We start from the raw sequence: 15,376 nt of genomic DNA on the forward strand, positions 1-15,376 counted from the left end.
GGGCGCGGATTTTGCGTGTCCGTCACGACCCTGCGCCAGGAAGACAGATGAGCCAGATCAACATTCCGTCCCGGGAGCCGGGCCAGATTCCGCTCGACGACGTCGTGGTGCCGTTCGAGGTGGCGGCGCTCGACGTGCGGGGCCGTGCCGTGCGGCTCGGTCCGATGGTCGACGAGATCCTGTCGCGCCACGCCTATCCGACCGCGGTGTCGCGCCTGCTCGGCGAGGCGATCGTGCTGACCGTGCTGCTCGGCTCGTCGCTGAAGTTCGAGGGCCGCTTCATCCTGCAGACCCAGACGGACGGCCCGGTGCGCATGCTGGTGGTCGACTGGCGCAGCCCCGGCCAGGTGCGCGCCTATGCCCAGTTCGACGCTGCCGCGGTCGCGGCCCTGACGGCGCCGACGGACGGCGACCTGCTCGGCCACGGCCATCTCGCCATGACGATCGACCAGGGCGCCGACATGAACCGCTACCAGGGCCTCGTCGCGCTCGACGGCGGCACCCTGGAGGAGGCCGCGCACGAATACTTCCTGCGCTCCGAGCAGATCCCGACCCGGGTCCGCCTCGCCGTCGCCGAGGAGTATTCGGCGGCGGCCGGCGGCGCGCAGCGCAAATGGCGGGCCGGCGGCCTGATGCTGCAGTTCCTGCCGAAGTCGAGCGACCGCATGCGGGTTGCCGACCTCGATCCGGGCGACGCACCGGAGGGCACGGCGCCGCATCTGGTGCCCCAGGACGACGCCTGGGTCGAAGGCCAGGCGCTGGTCGAGACCATCGAGGACGTCGAGCTGCTCGACCCCGCGCTGTCGACCGAGCGGCTGCTGTTCCGGCTCTTTCACGAGCACGGCGTGCGGGTGTTCCGCTCCGCCGAGGTGGAGGCGAAATGCTCCTGCTCGCGCGAGCGGGTCGAGGGCATCCTCAAGAGCTTCCCGGCGGAGGAGCGCGCCGAGATGGTCGAGGACGGCCGCATCGCGGTGACCTGCGAGTTCTGCAACACCCGCTATCTGTTCGATCCCGAGACCGTGGTCGGTCCGGAGGACGGCGCCGAGGGGTAGGGCTCGGCTTCACCCCTCCAGGGGAGGGTGAAGCGGCGTCCCTCAGTTCACCACGCGGGGCTGCTGGCGGGGGGTGTCGAGCGAGAAGGCCGGGATGTCGATCTCGAAGCGTTCGCCGCTCTCCGACGCCATCGTGTAGGTGCCGGTCATGAAGCCGGAGTCGGTCGTGAGCGGTACGCCGCTGGTGTACTCGTAGGACTCGCCCGGCGCGAGCACGGGCTGCTCGCCCACCACGCCGGAGCCGCGCACCTCCTGGAGGCGGCCGAGCGCGTCGGTGATCCGCCAGTGGCGGCTCTCGAGCTGGACCGTCTCGCCCCCGTGATTGGTGATCTCGATCGTGTAGGACCAGAAGAAGTAGCGCTTGTCGGCCGACGAGCGCTCCGGCAGGAAACGCGGCGTCACCTTGACTTCGATGTCGCGGGTCCGGGTAACGAACATGGGGGTCCTCGGAACGGTACGGCCCCGATTCGGGGCGTGCGCAGGCCTTTATACCCGCTCGCGGGCGGCGGGACGAACCGTCGCACAGAGGCTCACCCGCGCCGCCTCGGGCCGCGGGCGTCCGTCTCCGGATCGCCCCATTGCGTCGCAATAGTCCAGGCCCGGTGATATGAACGGCGCGACAGCGACGCCGCGCCGAGTCACGGGACCAGGGCACGCCCGTCCCGCCACCCGCCCGTCGATCGTGGACGCGACCGCATGCCGCCTGTTCCGACCGAACGCGACCTTCGCCTCGACCTCTTTCGAGGCCTCGCGCTCTGGCTGATCTTCCTCGACCACATTCCGTCGAACGTGGTGAGCTGGATCACGATTCGGAATTACGGCTTCAGCGACGCCACCGAGATCTTCGTGTTCATCTCCGGCTACACGGCCGCCTTCGTCTACGGGGCGACCATGCGGGATCGCGGCTTCGTGGTGGCGGCGGCCCGCGTCCTGCGCCGGGCCTGGCAGGTCTATGTCGCGCACATCTTCCTGTTCACCATCTACATGGCCGAGATCGCCTATGTGGCGGCGAGCTTCGAGAACCCGCTCTATGCCGAAGAAATGGGCGTGTTCGAGTTCCTGAAGCAGCCCGACGTGACGCTGGTGCAGGCCCTGCTGCTGAAGTTCAAGCCGGCCAACATGGACGTGCTGCCGCTCTACATCGTGCTGCTCGCGTTCTTCCCGCCCTATATCTGGCTGCTGCTGCGGCAGCCGACGCTCGCCCTGTTCGTCAGTGTCGCGGTCTATGCGGTCGCCTGGGAGTTCGGCATCAACCTGCCCGCCTATCCGAGCGGTCACTGGGTGTTCAACCCGTTCGCCTGGCAACTCCTGTTCTGCTTCGGCGCATGGTGCGCGCTCGGCGGGATGACGCGGATCGGCGACATCATCAAGTCGCCCTGGGTGGTCTCGCTGGCGATCCTCTATCTGATCGCCTGCTTCGCCATCGTGCTCACCTGGTACGTGCCGCCGTGGACCCGCTGGGTGCCGAAGTCGTTGGCGGAATGGATGTACCCGATCGACAAGACCAATCTGGACGTCCTGCGGGTGGCGCATTTCTTCGCGCTCGCCGTGCTGGCGATCCGCTTCGTGCCGCCGCACTGGCCGGCGCTCAAGTCGCCCTGGCTGCGGCCGGCCGTGGTCTGCGGCCAGCATTCGCTGGAGATCTTCTGTCTCGGCGTGTTCCTTGCTTTTGCTGCACACTTCGCCATGGCCGAACTCTCCGACGGTATCCCGATGCAAGTATTTGTCAGTGTTTCCGGCGTTGTGCTTATGATAGCGGCGGCGGCCCTGATGTCCTGGTACAAGCAGATCGAGGGACGCCATTCCGGGTCGCGGTCGAAACCGACGGCCGATCCGGCCGGGAGCTCATCATGACCCGTGCGGTCATCGCCCTGCTCGGCCTGTTGCTCGCCGGTCCCGCGCTGGCCGAGCCCGAGCTCGCTTGTCAGGTGCCCGAGGGGCTGGTCCAGGCCGACTTCGCCATGCCGCGGGTCGCCGACGCGATCGCCGCCAAGTCGCTCGAGATCGCCGTGATGGGCAGCGCGTCCTCGGCGCTGACCGGGACGGGCGGCGCGAGCAAGTCCTATCCGGGCCGCTTCGAGGCTGCGCTCGCCGCAGATCTGCCCGGCGTCACGGTGCGGGTGAGCACCTACGCGAAACCCCGGCATAGCGCCGCCGAGATGCAGGGCGAGATCCCGGCGATCCTGTCCGCCCAGAAGCCGGCGCTGGTGATCTGGCAGACCGGCACGGCCGACGCGATCCGCGGCATCGACCCCGAGGATTTCCGCTTCGCGCTCGACGAAGGGGTCGAGGCGCTGCGCAAGGGCGGTGCCGATACCATATTGATGAACATGCAGTTCAGCCCGCGCACCGAGTCGATGATCGCGCTGTCCGCGTATGCCGACGCGATGCGTTTCGTGGCACTGCAGCAATCCGTGAATCTGTTCGACCGCTTCGCCGTGATGAAGCACTGGAACGAGGCCGGCGTGTTCGATCTGAACGCCGCCACCAAGAAGATGGACATGGCCGAACGGGTGCATGAATGCTTCGGGCGCCTGCTCGCGCGGCTGGTTCTCGACGGTGCCGCCTTGACAAGGCAGGAGCGTAAGGCAAACGATTGATCCATGAAGGTTTCGCTCTCCCTCCGGGCGTCGGCTCTCGGGCTGGCCGCCGTCCTCGCATCCTCCCTCGGTTTCATCGCACCAGCGTCCGCATCGGACGGGGGGCCGCCCTGCCGCTCGCAGTCGGACCTGACCCGCTTCGCCGATCCGCTGGTCCGCACGGCCGACAAGATCGCCCGGCGCCAGCCCCTCACCATCGTGGCGCTGGGCTCGTCCTCCACGGCGGGGGCGGGCGCGAGCTCGGCCGATGCCTCCTATCCGAACCGGATGGCCGCCCGCCTGCAGCAGACGCTGCCGGGCCAGCCGATCAGGGTGCTCAATCGCGGCGTCAACGGTGAGGACGTCCAGGAGATGCTGGCCCGCTTCGAGGCCACGGTCATGGCCGAGAAGCCCGACCTGGTGCTCTGGCAGACCGGGACGAATGCGCTGCTGCGCGGCCTGTCGCTCGACGAGGTCCGCGGCCTGGTGACCGAGGGCGTGACGCGCCTGCGGGCGGCGGGCGTCGACGTCGTCCTGATCGACCCGCAATACGCCCCCTCGGTGCTGGCCAAGCCGCAGGCGGCCGAGATGGTCGCGCTGCTCGCCACCATGGCGCGGGCCGGCCACGCCGACCTGTTCCCCCGCTTCGCCGTGATGAAGCGCTGGCACGAGACCGAGAACATCCCGGTCGACGTCTTCGTCGGGCCCGACGGGCTGCACATGAACGACTGGAGCTATGCCTGCTTCGGCCGGCTGATGGCGGACGCCATCAGCGAGGCCGCGACCCGGCCCGCCACCACGGTCACGGCGGGTCCTCCGGTTCGCCCGGCCGGTCGGCCGGCGCCCTGAGCCGAGCGCCGGGCGGCGGAACCGTCCCGGCCACGGCCGTAGCGATCGCCGCCCCGCTGCCGCACTTGGCGGACGGCTTCGATCGGCCTATCTGCATGGCCCAAGGTCGCGGCCGGACACACCCACCGGCCGGGCCGGCCCGCGAGGGTGTCCGATGTCCGGAACCAGGATGACCGACCTCTCCGCCCCCGCCGTCGTGGCGGGCCCGCCGCGCGCCGTCGTGGTCGCCCTGGTGGCGGCCGTGACGGTGCTGATCGGCGGGACGCTGGCGCTGTGGGCCGCGCTGGGCTCGGCCGTGTTCTACGAGGTCGTTCTGGCCGGCATCTCCGCCTGCTTCTGACCGCCTGCTTGCGAAGGAGACGACCACCTTGGCCTCACGCGCCTCGCGGCTTGGCCTTCTGGCCGGCGCTTTCTCGATCGGACTGCTGCTCTGCCTCGGCCTCGTGCTGGTCGTGACCGGCCGGCTCGGCGGCGCCAGCCAGGTCGCCACCGCCTCGGCGGTGGGCGGGCCGTTCCGCCTCACCGACCAGGACGGCAAGCCGATCTCCGACACGGACCTGCGCGGCAAGCCGTTCCTGATGTTCTTCGGCTTCACGCACTGCCCGGACGTGTGCCCGACGGCGCTGTTCGAAGCCTCCGAGCTGCTGCGGGCGCTGGGGCCCGACGCGGCGCGCACCGCCGTGCTGTTCGTCTCGGTCGATCCCGAACGCGACACACCGGCCGTGCTGAAGGATTATCTCGGCAGCTTCGACCCGCAGCTTCGCGGCGTCACCGGCACGCCGGAGGAGATCGCGGCGGTCGCCAAGACCTTCCGGGTCTACTACCGCAAGGTCCCGCTGGAAGCCGGCGACTACACCATGGACCACACCGCCATCGTCTATCTGATGGACAAGCAGGGCAAGTTCGTCGCCCCCTTCAACATCAAGCGCGCGCCCGAAGAGGCCGCCGCGGATCTGAAGAAGTATTTTTAGGAGACGGGACAGCCCACAACGCTGTCATGGCCGGGCTCGTCCCGGCCATCCACGTCGTCGACGGTCGCGACGCTGTCAGGCCGTGGATGCCCGGCACAAGGCCGGGCATGACCGGCCCGGGGCGCCACCGCGCGGTCTACGCCGCGTCCGAGACCTTCTTCGGGACCTGGCGCTCGCTCGCCAGCGCCGCGCGGACACCCTCGCGGCCGGCCTCGTGATACTCGGCGTCCTCGTTGACGTTCCACACGTTCCAGCGCTGCTCGCCGGACAGGATGTTCTCCGCCGTGAGCATCGCCGTCATCATGGCGTGGTCCTGGTTGTTGTACTTGTGCATCCCGTTGCGGCCGACGAGATGCAGGTTCGGGCAGCCGAGCTCGAGGTCGCGCCGGATGGTCGCGACATTGTCCCGGTAGGCGTCGTCGTAGACCGGATAGGCCTTGGGCTGGCGCACCACGCAGCCGCCCGTCACGTCGGCCGCCGTGACGAGGCCGATCTTCTCCACCTCGCGGGTCGCCAGCGCGATCAGCTCGTCGTCCGGAGCCGTCCACACGCCGTCGCCCTCGAAGCAGAAATATTCGAGGCCCAGGCAGGTGCGGCCGGCCGGCACCATCTCGGGCGACCAGGAGCGGAAGTTCTGCACGCGGCCGACCTTCACGGACGGATCGTGGATGTAGATCCAGTTGTCCGGGAACAGATCCGGCTTGTCGACCATCAGGGCGACGGTGAGGAAGTCGCGATAGCGCAGGGCGCGGGCGTGGAACGTCGAGATCGGCCGCGGCCGGATCTTGTCGACCAGCTCGGCGAGCGGGGCGGAGCTGATCACGTGCCAGGCGGTGTAGTGCTCGGGGCCGTCGGCCGTCGCCACCTCGACGTCCCAGAGCTCGCGCCGCGGATCGTAGGCGAGCGAGACGAGGTCGCGGCCCATCAGCACCTGCGCGCCGCGCTCGCGGATTTTTCGCGCCGCCGCGTCCCACATCATGCCCGGGCCTTTTCGCGGGTACCGGAAGGTCTCGATGAGCGTCTTCACCACCAGCTCGCCGGCCGCCGCCGGCTTCGGCTTGCTCCCGCCCATCGAGCGCTTCAGCGCGTGGATCACCGCGACCTTGAGGTCGAGCCCCTTGATGCGCTGGGCCGCCCAGTCGGCCGAGATCTCGTCGCACGACATGCCCCACACCTTCTCGGTGTAGGTCTTGAAGAAGATCGAGAACAGCCGCTCGCCGAACTGGTTGCGCACCCACTCGTGGAACGTCTTCGGCCCGTGTATCGGGGTCGCGCGCGCCTTCAGGTAGGACAGCACGCAGGCCGCGCTCTCGACCACGCCGAGATTGCGCAGCGCCTCGGTGGCATTGAGCGGATAGGAGTAGAACTTGCCGCCGTAGAAGATGCGCGACAGCCGCGGCCGCTCGATGAAGTCGTCCGGCAGGATCTCGTTCCAGAGGTCGACCACCTCCTTGGACTTGGAGAAGAAGCGGTGCCCGCCGATGTCGAACATGAAGTCGCCGTGCTGCACGGTTCGGCTGATGCCGCCGACCTGGACCGGGTCCTTCTCGATGACGATCACGCTCGGGGTGTGCTTGCTCAGGCAATAGGCGGCCGTGAGCCCGGCCGGGCCGGCGCCGATCACGAACACGTCGGTGTGGGTGCTGGTCGGTCGGGACGTCATGATTCGATCACTCCGGAACGCGAGGCGGCGATCGGCGCGAAGGCGTAGAGCCGATGCCCGTTGTAGGAGACGGCCGCCGCGATCGCCGCCCCGATCACGGTGGCGGCCTGCGGCAGGAAGCCCAGGACGGTGAGGACCAGAACGGCGAAGACGGCGTAGCTCGTGCCCTGCGCCACCGCGGTGACGACGGCGTAGCGCACCGCCTCGGCATGGGCGCGGCGGCCGCTCTTCTGGAACGTGACGAGGCGGTTGAGCTGCCAGGTCACCAGCGTCGCGACGGCGAGCGACACGAGGCGTACCCGCAGCGGATGCGTTAGATGTTGCGGGATCGCCGTGAACACGGCGAGATCGGTGAGGAGGCCGATCGCCCCGACGCCCAGGAAGCGCAGCGGGCGCGGAATGCGGCCGAGCAGCCGGGCCGTGACTCCGGGCCTGCCGGACGGCGTCGCAGCGACCGGACCGGTCGCGCCGATCGCGCCCGCGTCGAGCTCGTTGCCTGCCGCCGTCATGCCCACCCGTCCCCACGCAGAGCCGATCCGACGGGCGCGGTTGGACGCTCCGCCGGGTCTCGTGGTCCCCAGTTTTCCCCCGCGATCCTTAATGGCCGGAGTCGAGAACCGGCGGAATTTCGCTCGAATTCGGTAAGGCTTAATGGATCGTCAACGGACCCACGGCAGTACTGGCGGAGCCGATCGAGCCCCCGCGAGCCGCCGATGTCCCGCGCTGCGACCCCCGTCGAAAATTTCGCGGTGCTGCTCGGCCTCGCCTGGCTCGCCGTCGCGGCGCAGCTCCTGGTGCTGTACTGGGCCGGCACGGCCGACATCCTGGCCGACACCGACGACGCCATGCGGCTGGTCGAGCTGCGGGCCTACCTGGGCGGCCAGGGCTGGTTCGACCTGCACGAGCCGCGGATCGACCCGCCGGCCGGCTACGACACCCACTGGTCGCGGCTGATCGATGCCGGCCTCGCCGGGCTTTTGCGCGGGCTCTCGCTCGTGGCGGAGCCGGCGCTGGCCGAGCGATTGATGCGGACGCTCTGGCCGCTGCTGTGGCTCGTCCCCGCCATGGCCGGCGTGCTGCTGCTGTCGCTGCGGCTCGCCGGGCCGGCCGCGCTGGCGCCCGCCGCGCTCCTCCTGGTGCTCGGCCTGCCGGCGTTCCAGCAGTTCGTGCCCGGCCGGATCGATCACCACAACGTCCAGATCACGCTCGCCGTGCTGGCGCTGGCCGCCACCACCTGGTCGGACCGCCGGCCGTGGGCCGCGGCGGCCGCAGGCCTTCTCTCGGCGCTGGCGCTGGCCATCGGCTTCGAGAGCCTCGCCGTCATCGCCCTGTGCGGGGCCGCCATGGCGCTGCGCTTCTGCCTCGACCGGGAGCCGGGCCACGCGGCCGCCGCGGCCCTGTCGGTCTACGGGCTGGCGCTGGCCGGCGGCACGGCGGCGGCCTTCGTCGGCACCATCGCGCCGGCCCGCTGGGGCGTGACGGCCTGCGACGCCCTGGCCCTCAACACGGCGCTGCCGGTCGTCGCCGCCGGCCTCGGACTCGCCGCGACGGGCCTGCTGGCGCCGGCCGGGCGGACCGGACGGCTGGTCGCCGTCGGGGTCCTGGGCCTGGCCGTCGCCGCACTGTCGCTGGCGATCGAGCCGGCCTGCCGGCGCGGGCCCTTCGCCATGATGGACCCGGCCGTCGGGGCGATCTGGCTCGACCACGTGAAGGAGAGCCAGCCGTTCCCGATCATGGCGCGGGTGACGCCCGCGATCGCCGCGACGGTCGCGGCGTTCCCGCTGATCGCCCTGGTCGCGGCCGCCGGCCTGGCCCGACATCCGTCGCGCCGGCGGGACTTCGGCTTCGCCGCCACGGCCGCCGCCATGGTCCTCGCGGCCCTGCTCACGCTCGGCAATGCCAAGCTCTACGTCTACGCGACTTGGTTCGGGATGCCGGTCGTCGCGGCCGCCTTGGCCGGGCTCGGCAACGCCCGCCTGTCGCTGCGGGTGGCGGCCGCCGTGCTACTCGCGCCGGCCGTCGCCGGGGTCCTGGCGGCCTCCCTGACCCGAGCCGTGGCGGGTCCGGGCGACGAGCCGGCACCGGGTGCCAGCGCCCGGGCCTGCCTCACCGATGCGAGCTATCGCGCCCTGGCGGCCCTGCCGCCCGGCCTGGTGGTCACCGCCATCGACTACGGTCCGTTCGTCCTGGCGCTGACGCCGCATGCGGTGCTGGGCGGCCCGTACCACCGCCTCTCGCGGGCGATCCTGGCGACCGACCGGTTGTTTCGCCTTCCCCCCGAGGCGGCGCGGCCGGTCCTGGACGGGCTGGCGAGCGGCGCGCCGGTCACCTATCTGGCGGTCTGCCGGACCGCCCCGGCCGTCGCCGACCGGGCGCCGGACGGGCTGGAGGCCCGGCTCGCCGCCGGGCGGCCTCCGGACTGGCTGGTCCCGGTGGGGCAGGGTGCCGATACCGGCGCGAGTGGGGACGCAGCCCCGCTCGCGGTCTACCGGATGGAGACCGGGCCGCAGGCCGGCCGTTGAGGAAACCCTACGCAAGACTGTGGCGGTGTTTTCGAAATGTCCGCCTTGCGGCCTATGAGGGCCCTCCTATATGACCGTTTGAACCCGTTCTCAGGAGCGGTTGCCGTTATTTCCAAGGGGCCGGACCCAAGGCACTTGCAGGCACGAGGCCTGTAATCGCTTCCGGGTGCTGTTCAGGCTCGGCCGGCCTGCTGCGAAGAAAGGACAAGGACAATGGGCAAGGTCATCGGCATCGACCTCGGCACGACCAACTCTTGCGTCGCCGTGATGGAAGGCAAGACGCCGAAGGTCATCGAGAATTCGGAAGGCAAGAACACCACCCCGTCGATCGTCGCGTTCACGGACGAGGGCGAGCGGCTGGTCGGCCAGCCGGCCAAGCGCCAGGCAGTCACCAATCCGGAGCGGACGTTCTTCGCCGTGAAGCGCCTCATCGGCCGTCGCTACGACGACCCGATGGTGGAGAAGGACAAGAAGCTCGTCCCCTACAAGATCGTGCGCGCCTCCAACGGCGACGCCTGGGTCGAGGCGGACGGCAAGACCTATTCGCCGTCGCAGATCTCCGCCTTCACGCTGCAGAAGATGAAGGAGACGGCGGAGTCGTATCTGGGCCAGAAGGTCACCCAGGCCGTCATCACGGTCCCGGCCTACTTCAACGACGCCCAGCGCCAGGCCACCAAGGACGCCGGCCGCATCGCCGGCCTCGAGGTGCTGCGCATCATCAACGAGCCGACCGCGGCGGCGCTCGCCTACGGCCTCGACAAGCAGAAGCAGGGCACCATCGCGGTCTACGACCTCGGCGGCGGCACCTTCGACATCTCGATCCTTGAGATCGGCGACGGCGTGTTCGAGGTGAAGTCCACGAACGGCGACACGTTCCTGGGCGGCGAAGACTTCGACATGCGGCTGGTCAACTACCTGGCCGACGAGTTCCAGAAGGAGCAGGGCATCGACCTGCGCCGCGACAAGCTCGCGCTGCAGCGCCTGAAGGAGGCGGCCGAGACCGCCAAGATCGAGCTCTCCTCGACGGCCCAGACCGAGATCAACCTGCCCTACATCACGGCCGACGCGTCGGGCCCCAAGCACCTGACCATGAAGCTGACCCGCGCCAAGTTCGAGGCGCTGGTCGACGACCTGATCCAGAAGACCGTCGAGCCGTGCCGGCTCGCCCTCAAGGACGCCGGCCTGTCGGCGGCCGAGATCAACGAGGTGGTGCTGGTCGGCGGCATGACGCGCATGCCGAAGGTCCAGGAGGTGGTGCGTCAGTTCTTCGGCCGTGAGCCCCACAAGGGCGTCAACCCGGACGAGGTGGTGGCGATCGGCGCCTCGGTGCAGGCCGGCGTGCTGCAGGGCGACGTCAAGGACGTGCTGCTGCTGGACGTGACCCCGCTGTCGCTCGGCATCGAGACGCTGGGCGGCGTGTTCACCCGCATCATCGACCGCAACACCACGATCCCGACCAAGAAGAGCCAGGTGTTCTCGACCGCGGAGGACAACCAGAACGCCGTCACCATCCGGGTCTTCCAGGGTGAGCGCGAGATGGCGGCCGACAACAAGATGCTCGGCCAGTTCGATCTGATGGGCATCCCGCCGGCGCCGCGCGGCGTGCCGCAGATCGAGGTGTCGTTCGACATCGACGCCAACGGCATCGTCAACGTGTCGGCCAAGGACAAGGCGACCGCCAAGGAGCAGCAGATCCGCATCCAGGCGTCGGGTGGCCTGTCGCAGGGCGACATCGAGCGCATGGTGAAGGATGCCGAGGCGCATTCCGAGGACGACAAGAAGCGCAAGGCCGCGGTGGAAGCCAAGAACCACGGCGAGGCGCTGGTCCACTCGACCGAGAAGGCGCTCGCCGAGCACGGCTCCAAGGTCGGCGAGACCGAGCGTCGCGCCATCGAGGACGCCCTCTCGGATCTCCGCGAGGCCCTCAAGGGCGACGACGCCGAGGCGATCCGGACCCGGACCAATACCCTGGCCCAGGCCTCGATGAAGCTCGGCGAGGCGATGTACAAGCAGTCGCAGGAGGGTGACGGCGGCGAGCCGGGCGCCACCGGCGGCGCCAAGAAGGAAGACGTGGTCGACGCGGAGTTCACCGAGGTCGACGACGACAAGAAGAACAAGAAGAGCGCGTGATGCCTCGGGGCGGCGTCCGGGCGTGATGCGCACGGACGCCGGGCGGGGAGTTCATTCTGGTGGTCGAACGTCTCTCATTGTCTCGATGTCGAGCGTCTCCCGTCACCCGCCTCGCTCGCTGATGTTCACTCTGGACCCTCTCCCGGACGGGGAGAGGGTTTTTCGTGCGTGGGGGACCGGCTGAATGTCCAAGCGCGACTATTACGAGGTGCTCGGAGTCCAGCGCGGCGCCAGCGAGTCCGACCTCAAGTCCGCCTATCGTAAGCTCGCCATGAAGTTTCACCCGGACCGCAATCCGGGCGACGGCGAGTGCGAGCACAAGTTCAAGGAGGTCAACGAGGCCTACGAGGTCCTCAAGGACCCCGACAAGCGGGCCGCCTACGACCGCTTCGGCCACGCCGCCTTCGAGCAGGGCGCCGGCGGCCCAGGCTTCGGGGCCGACTTCGCCTCGACGTTCGCCGACATCTTCGACGACTTCTTCGGCATGCGCGGGCGGGCCCGCGGCTCCGGCCGCGAGCGCGGCGCCGATCTCCGCTACAACATGGAGATCACGCTCGAGGAATCGTATCACGGCAAGGTCGCCCCGGTCCGCATCCCGACCTCGGTGACGTGCGAGGTCTGCTCAGGCACCGGCGCCAAGGCCGGCACCAAGCCGAAGGCCTGCGCCACCTGCGGCGGCCACGGAAAGATCCGCCACGCCCAGGGCTTCTTCACGCTCGAGCGGACCTGCCCGGCCTGCCACGGCCGCGGCCAGGTGATCGACGATCCGTGCCCGGCCTGCGCCGGCGCCGGCCGCGTCACCCGCGAGCGCACCCTGTCGGTCAACATCCCGCCCGGCGTCGAGGACGGCACCCGCATCCGGCTCGCCAGCGAGGGCGAGGCGGGCGTGCGCGGCGGGCCGGCCGGCGACCTCTACATCTTCCTGTCGATCACGCCGCACGCCTTCTTCCAGCGCGACGGCGCCGACCTGCACTGCCGGGTCCCCATCTCGATGGTGACGGCGGCGCTGGGCGGCGACTTCGAGGTGCCGACCATCGACGGCGGCAAGACCAAGGTGAAGGTGCCGGACGGCACCCAGTCGGGCCGCCGCTTCCGCCTCTCCGGCAAGGGCATGCCGGTGCTCCGCTCCAAGCAGATGGGCGACATGTACGTCCAGGTGGTGGTCGAGACCCCGCAGAGCCTCACCAAGCGGCAGCGCGAGCTGCTGGTCGAGTTCGAGAAGCTGTCCTCCACCGCGACGCATCCGGAGTCGGCCGGGTTCTTCGGCAAGGTCAAGGAGTTCTTCGGGAACAAGACCTAGGGCGCGGCGCCCGCCGCAGCCCGGCTACGGCGGCGCAGCGCGATCTGCTGCGGCGCAGCGACGTGATCGGGGTTGACCCGGAGGCCTTAGACCTTTACCCGTGACGTTTCCGTGACCAGCAATTTGCCGCGTCGCAGCCACGTTGTTCGAGATGCCGTTTCAGTCAGCTGTGGGCACTGCCAGGAAGGGCCTTCGCATCGACGACGATGTAAGGTTCATCCGGTCGTGGATCGAGAAACCTCTGGCGATGGGCGCCGTCATGCCGTCGGGCAAGCCGCTCGCCCGCGCCATGGCGAACTTCGTCGACCCCGAAGCCCAGGGCAAGGTGATCGAGCTCGGCCCCGGCACCGGCGCCATCACGGAAGCTCTGGTCGAGCACGGCGTGGACGAATCCCGCCTGGTTCTGGTCGAGTTCAACTCCAATTTCTGCCGCCTGCTGCGCGCCCGCTATCCGGCCGCGACCGTGATCCAGGGCGACGCCTACCGGCTGCGCCGGCTGTTCGGCGACTATCTGCATGGTGAGGTCTCGGCCGTGGTGTCCGGGCTGCCGCTGGTGACCAAGCCGCTGCGCACCCGCCTGCGCCTGATCACCGAGGCGTTCGGCCTGCTGCGGCCGGGCTCGCCCTTCATCCAGTTCACCTATTCGGTGGTGCCGCCGATCCCGCGCTCGCTCGCCCGGGTGCGCACCGAGGCGTCCGAGCGCATCTGGCTCAACCTGCCGCCGGCGCGCGTGTGGGTCTACCGGCGGGGCTGAAGCCCGGCCGCGCCCGTCTTCACCTTCCCAGACAAAATGGTCTTGCCTCCGGCCTCGGCCGAGACCACTTTTCCGCGCGCCGGATTCGTCGTCGACTCCCGTGCGCTCGGCATTGACTTCGCCCCCTCATGGTGAGGAGCGGCCGCAGGCCGCGTCTCGAACCATGGGGGCCACCCCCACCCTTCGAGACGGCTGCTTCGCAGCCTCCTCAGGGTGAGGGCGGAGAGAGGTCCAGCGCCGACAGATAGCTTTAAGTTCGCGTCTCTTGCGGAGAGGGAACTGCCGTGGAACACCCGCGCGATCGCCTGATCGTCGCCCTCGATCTGCCGAGCGTCGACGCCGCCGAAGCCGTCATCGGGCAGCTCGGCGAGAGCGTCACGTTCTACAAGATCGGCTACCAGCTCGCCTTCGCGGGCGGGCTGGCGCTCGCCGAGAAGCTCATCTTCACCGGGCGGCGCGTCTTCATCGACCTCAAGCTGCACGACATCGGCAACACGGTGGAGAAGGGCGTCGAGAGCATCGCCCGGCTGGGCGCGACGTTTCTCACCGTGCACGCCTATCCGCAGACCATGAAGGCCGCCGTGGTGGGCCGCGGCGACTCCAACCTGCGCATCCTGGCCGTGACGGTGCTGACCTCCTACGACGACGCCGACCTCGCCGCCGCCGGCTACGACTTCACGGTACCGGAGCTGGTCGCCGAGCGGGCCGCGCAGGCGCACGACATCGGCGTCGACGGGCTCGTCTGCTCGGCCGAGGAGGCCGCGATGCTGCGCCCGAACATCGGCCACGGCATGGTGCTGGTGACGCCGGGCATCCGCCCGAGCGGCACGGCGACGGGCGACCAGAAGCGGGTGAAGACGCCGCGCGACGCGATTCTGGCCGGTGCCGACTATCTGGTGGTCGGCCGGCCGATCGTCGCGGCCGAGAACCCGCGGGCCGCCGCCGACGCCATCGTGGCCGAGGTCGAAGCCGCCGCCAACGAGCAGGTGTGAGTTGCCAGGCGGCGTGCCCCGGACAAGGCGCGTCAGGCCGTGGGCCTGATGCGCCGCAGAGCCGGGGCCCAGGGGCGCCACGGAACGATCTCGCCTGATCGCCCCTGGATCCCGGTTCGCGGCGCGATGCGCCGCGCCCGGGACACGAGGTCTTTCCCGTGGCGTCGCAGCGGAACCGATCGTTGTTCAGCCAGACAGGTGCAAGCATGCCGAAGGCCTATTGGATCGCCCGCGTCGACGTCACCGATCCCGAGGCCTACAAGGCCTATGTGGCCGCCAACGCGAAGGCCTTCGCCAAGTACGGGGCGAAATTCCTGGTGCGGGCCGGCCGCTTCGAGGCGCCCGAAGGCACGGCGCGCAGCCGCCAGGTGGTCATCGAGTTCGCCGACTACGACACGGCGCTCGCCTGCTACCGCTCGCCCGAATACGCCGCCGCCCAGGCATTGCGCGCAAAAGCCTCGGACGGCGACCTCGTCATAGTCGAAGGCTACGACGGCCCACAGCCGTAGTCGCTCCGTGCCACTCCTCCCCTGCAGCGTGCCACCCTCCCCTGAAGGGGGAGGG

15 protein-coding genes are annotated in these 15,376 nt (G+C 69.7%); 12 read left to right on the forward strand and 3 right to left on the reverse strand.

The window, feature by feature from the left end; translation table 11 throughout:
• Positions 1-47 precede the first annotated feature (47 nt).
• On the forward strand, positions 48-1,052 hold the full coding sequence (locus CH341_RS05340; protein WP_111417997.1) for an Hsp33 family molecular chaperone: 1,005 nt from the start codon (positions 48-50) through the stop codon (positions 1,050-1,052).
• A gap of 42 nt (positions 1,053-1,094) precedes the next feature.
• Here the strand turns inward: CH341_RS05340 and apaG are convergent, their stop codons facing one another.
• On the reverse strand, positions 1,095-1,490 hold the full coding sequence (apaG, locus tag CH341_RS05345) for a Co2+/Mg2+ efflux protein ApaG (RefSeq protein ID WP_111417998.1): 396 nt from the start codon (positions 1,488-1,490) through the stop codon (positions 1,095-1,097).
• A 258-nt stretch (positions 1,491-1,748) separates the two neighbouring features.
• Between apaG and CH341_RS05350 the strand changes: the two genes are divergently transcribed.
• From CH341_RS05350 to CH341_RS05365, 5 genes are all read left to right on the forward strand, one after another.
• Positions 1,749-2,906, forward strand: coding sequence for an OpgC domain-containing protein (locus CH341_RS05350; protein ID WP_111417999.1), 1,158 nt, complete (start codon positions 1,749-1,751; stop codon positions 2,904-2,906).
• Entirely contained in the window at positions 2,903-3,652 is a 750-nt protein-coding gene (locus CH341_RS05355) for an SGNH/GDSL hydrolase family protein (protein ID WP_111418000.1), read from the forward strand. Before CH341_RS05350 ends, CH341_RS05355 begins: the two co-directional genes overlap by 4 nt.
• A 3-nt stretch (positions 3,653-3,655) precedes the next feature.
• Positions 3,656-4,480 (forward strand): SGNH/GDSL hydrolase family protein, encoded by an 825-nt coding sequence (locus tag CH341_RS05360; RefSeq protein ID WP_111418001.1) that lies wholly within the window; start codon positions 3,656-3,658, stop codon positions 4,478-4,480.
• 169 nt (positions 4,481-4,649) lie between these two features.
• Entirely contained in the window at positions 4,650-4,820 is a 171-nt protein-coding gene (locus CH341_RS34070; protein ID WP_170149482.1) for a hypothetical protein, read from the forward strand.
• A 28-nt stretch (positions 4,821-4,848) separates the two neighbouring features.
• Positions 4,849-5,451: an SCO family protein gene (locus tag CH341_RS05365; protein WP_111418002.1), complete on the forward strand. Its 603-nt coding sequence runs from the start codon at positions 4,849-4,851 to the stop codon at positions 5,449-5,451.
• 136 nt (positions 5,452-5,587) lie between these two features.
• Here CH341_RS05365 and CH341_RS05370 read toward each other — a convergent pair whose 3' ends face one another.
• Both CH341_RS05370 and CH341_RS05375 read right to left on the reverse strand, forming a co-directional pair.
• Positions 5,588-7,114, reverse strand: a complete 1,527-nt coding sequence (locus CH341_RS05370) for an NAD(P)/FAD-dependent oxidoreductase (RefSeq protein WP_111418003.1) — start codon at positions 7,112-7,114, stop codon at positions 5,588-5,590.
• A complete protein-coding gene (locus tag CH341_RS05375) occupies positions 7,111-7,623 on the reverse strand; it encodes a GtrA family protein (protein ID WP_111418004.1) in 513 nt (170 codons plus the stop codon). The genes CH341_RS05370 and CH341_RS05375 overlap by 4 nt, the downstream gene beginning before the upstream one ends.
• Positions 7,624-7,827: 204 nt before the next feature.
• On the opposite strand from CH341_RS05375, the gene CH341_RS34075 reads away from it, so the two are divergent.
• From CH341_RS34075 to CH341_RS05405, 6 genes are all read left to right on the forward strand, one after another.
• Positions 7,828-9,636: a hypothetical protein gene (locus tag CH341_RS34075; RefSeq protein ID WP_170149483.1), complete on the forward strand. Its 1,809-nt coding sequence runs from the start codon at positions 7,828-7,830 to the stop codon at positions 9,634-9,636.
• Positions 9,637-9,849: 213 nt separating this feature from the next.
• Positions 9,850-11,766 (forward strand): molecular chaperone DnaK, encoded by a 1,917-nt coding sequence (gene dnaK, locus CH341_RS05385; protein WP_111418005.1) that lies wholly within the window; start codon positions 9,850-9,852, stop codon positions 11,764-11,766.
• A 184-nt stretch (positions 11,767-11,950) separates the two neighbouring features.
• Positions 11,951-13,066: a molecular chaperone DnaJ gene (dnaJ, locus tag CH341_RS05390; RefSeq protein ID WP_111418006.1), complete on the forward strand. Its 1,116-nt coding sequence runs from the start codon at positions 11,951-11,953 to the stop codon at positions 13,064-13,066.
• 151 nt (positions 13,067-13,217) lie between these two features.
• On the forward strand, positions 13,218-13,820 hold the full coding sequence (locus CH341_RS05395) for a class I SAM-dependent methyltransferase (protein ID WP_111418007.1): 603 nt from the start codon (positions 13,218-13,220) through the stop codon (positions 13,818-13,820).
• 284 nt (positions 13,821-14,104) lie between these two features.
• Entirely contained in the window at positions 14,105-14,812 is a 708-nt protein-coding gene (pyrF, locus tag CH341_RS05400) for an orotidine-5'-phosphate decarboxylase (RefSeq protein ID WP_111418008.1), read from the forward strand.
• Positions 14,813-15,018: 206 nt separating this feature from the next.
• On the forward strand, positions 15,019-15,321 hold the full coding sequence (locus tag CH341_RS05405) for a DUF1330 domain-containing protein (protein ID WP_111418009.1): 303 nt from the start codon (positions 15,019-15,021) through the stop codon (positions 15,319-15,321).
• Positions 15,322-15,376 lie beyond the last annotated feature (55 nt).

This window comes from Rhodoplanes roseus (genome assembly GCF_003258865.1).
In the GTDB taxonomy this organism is placed as follows: domain Bacteria; phylum Pseudomonadota; class Alphaproteobacteria; order Rhizobiales; family Xanthobacteraceae; genus Rhodoplanes; species Rhodoplanes roseus.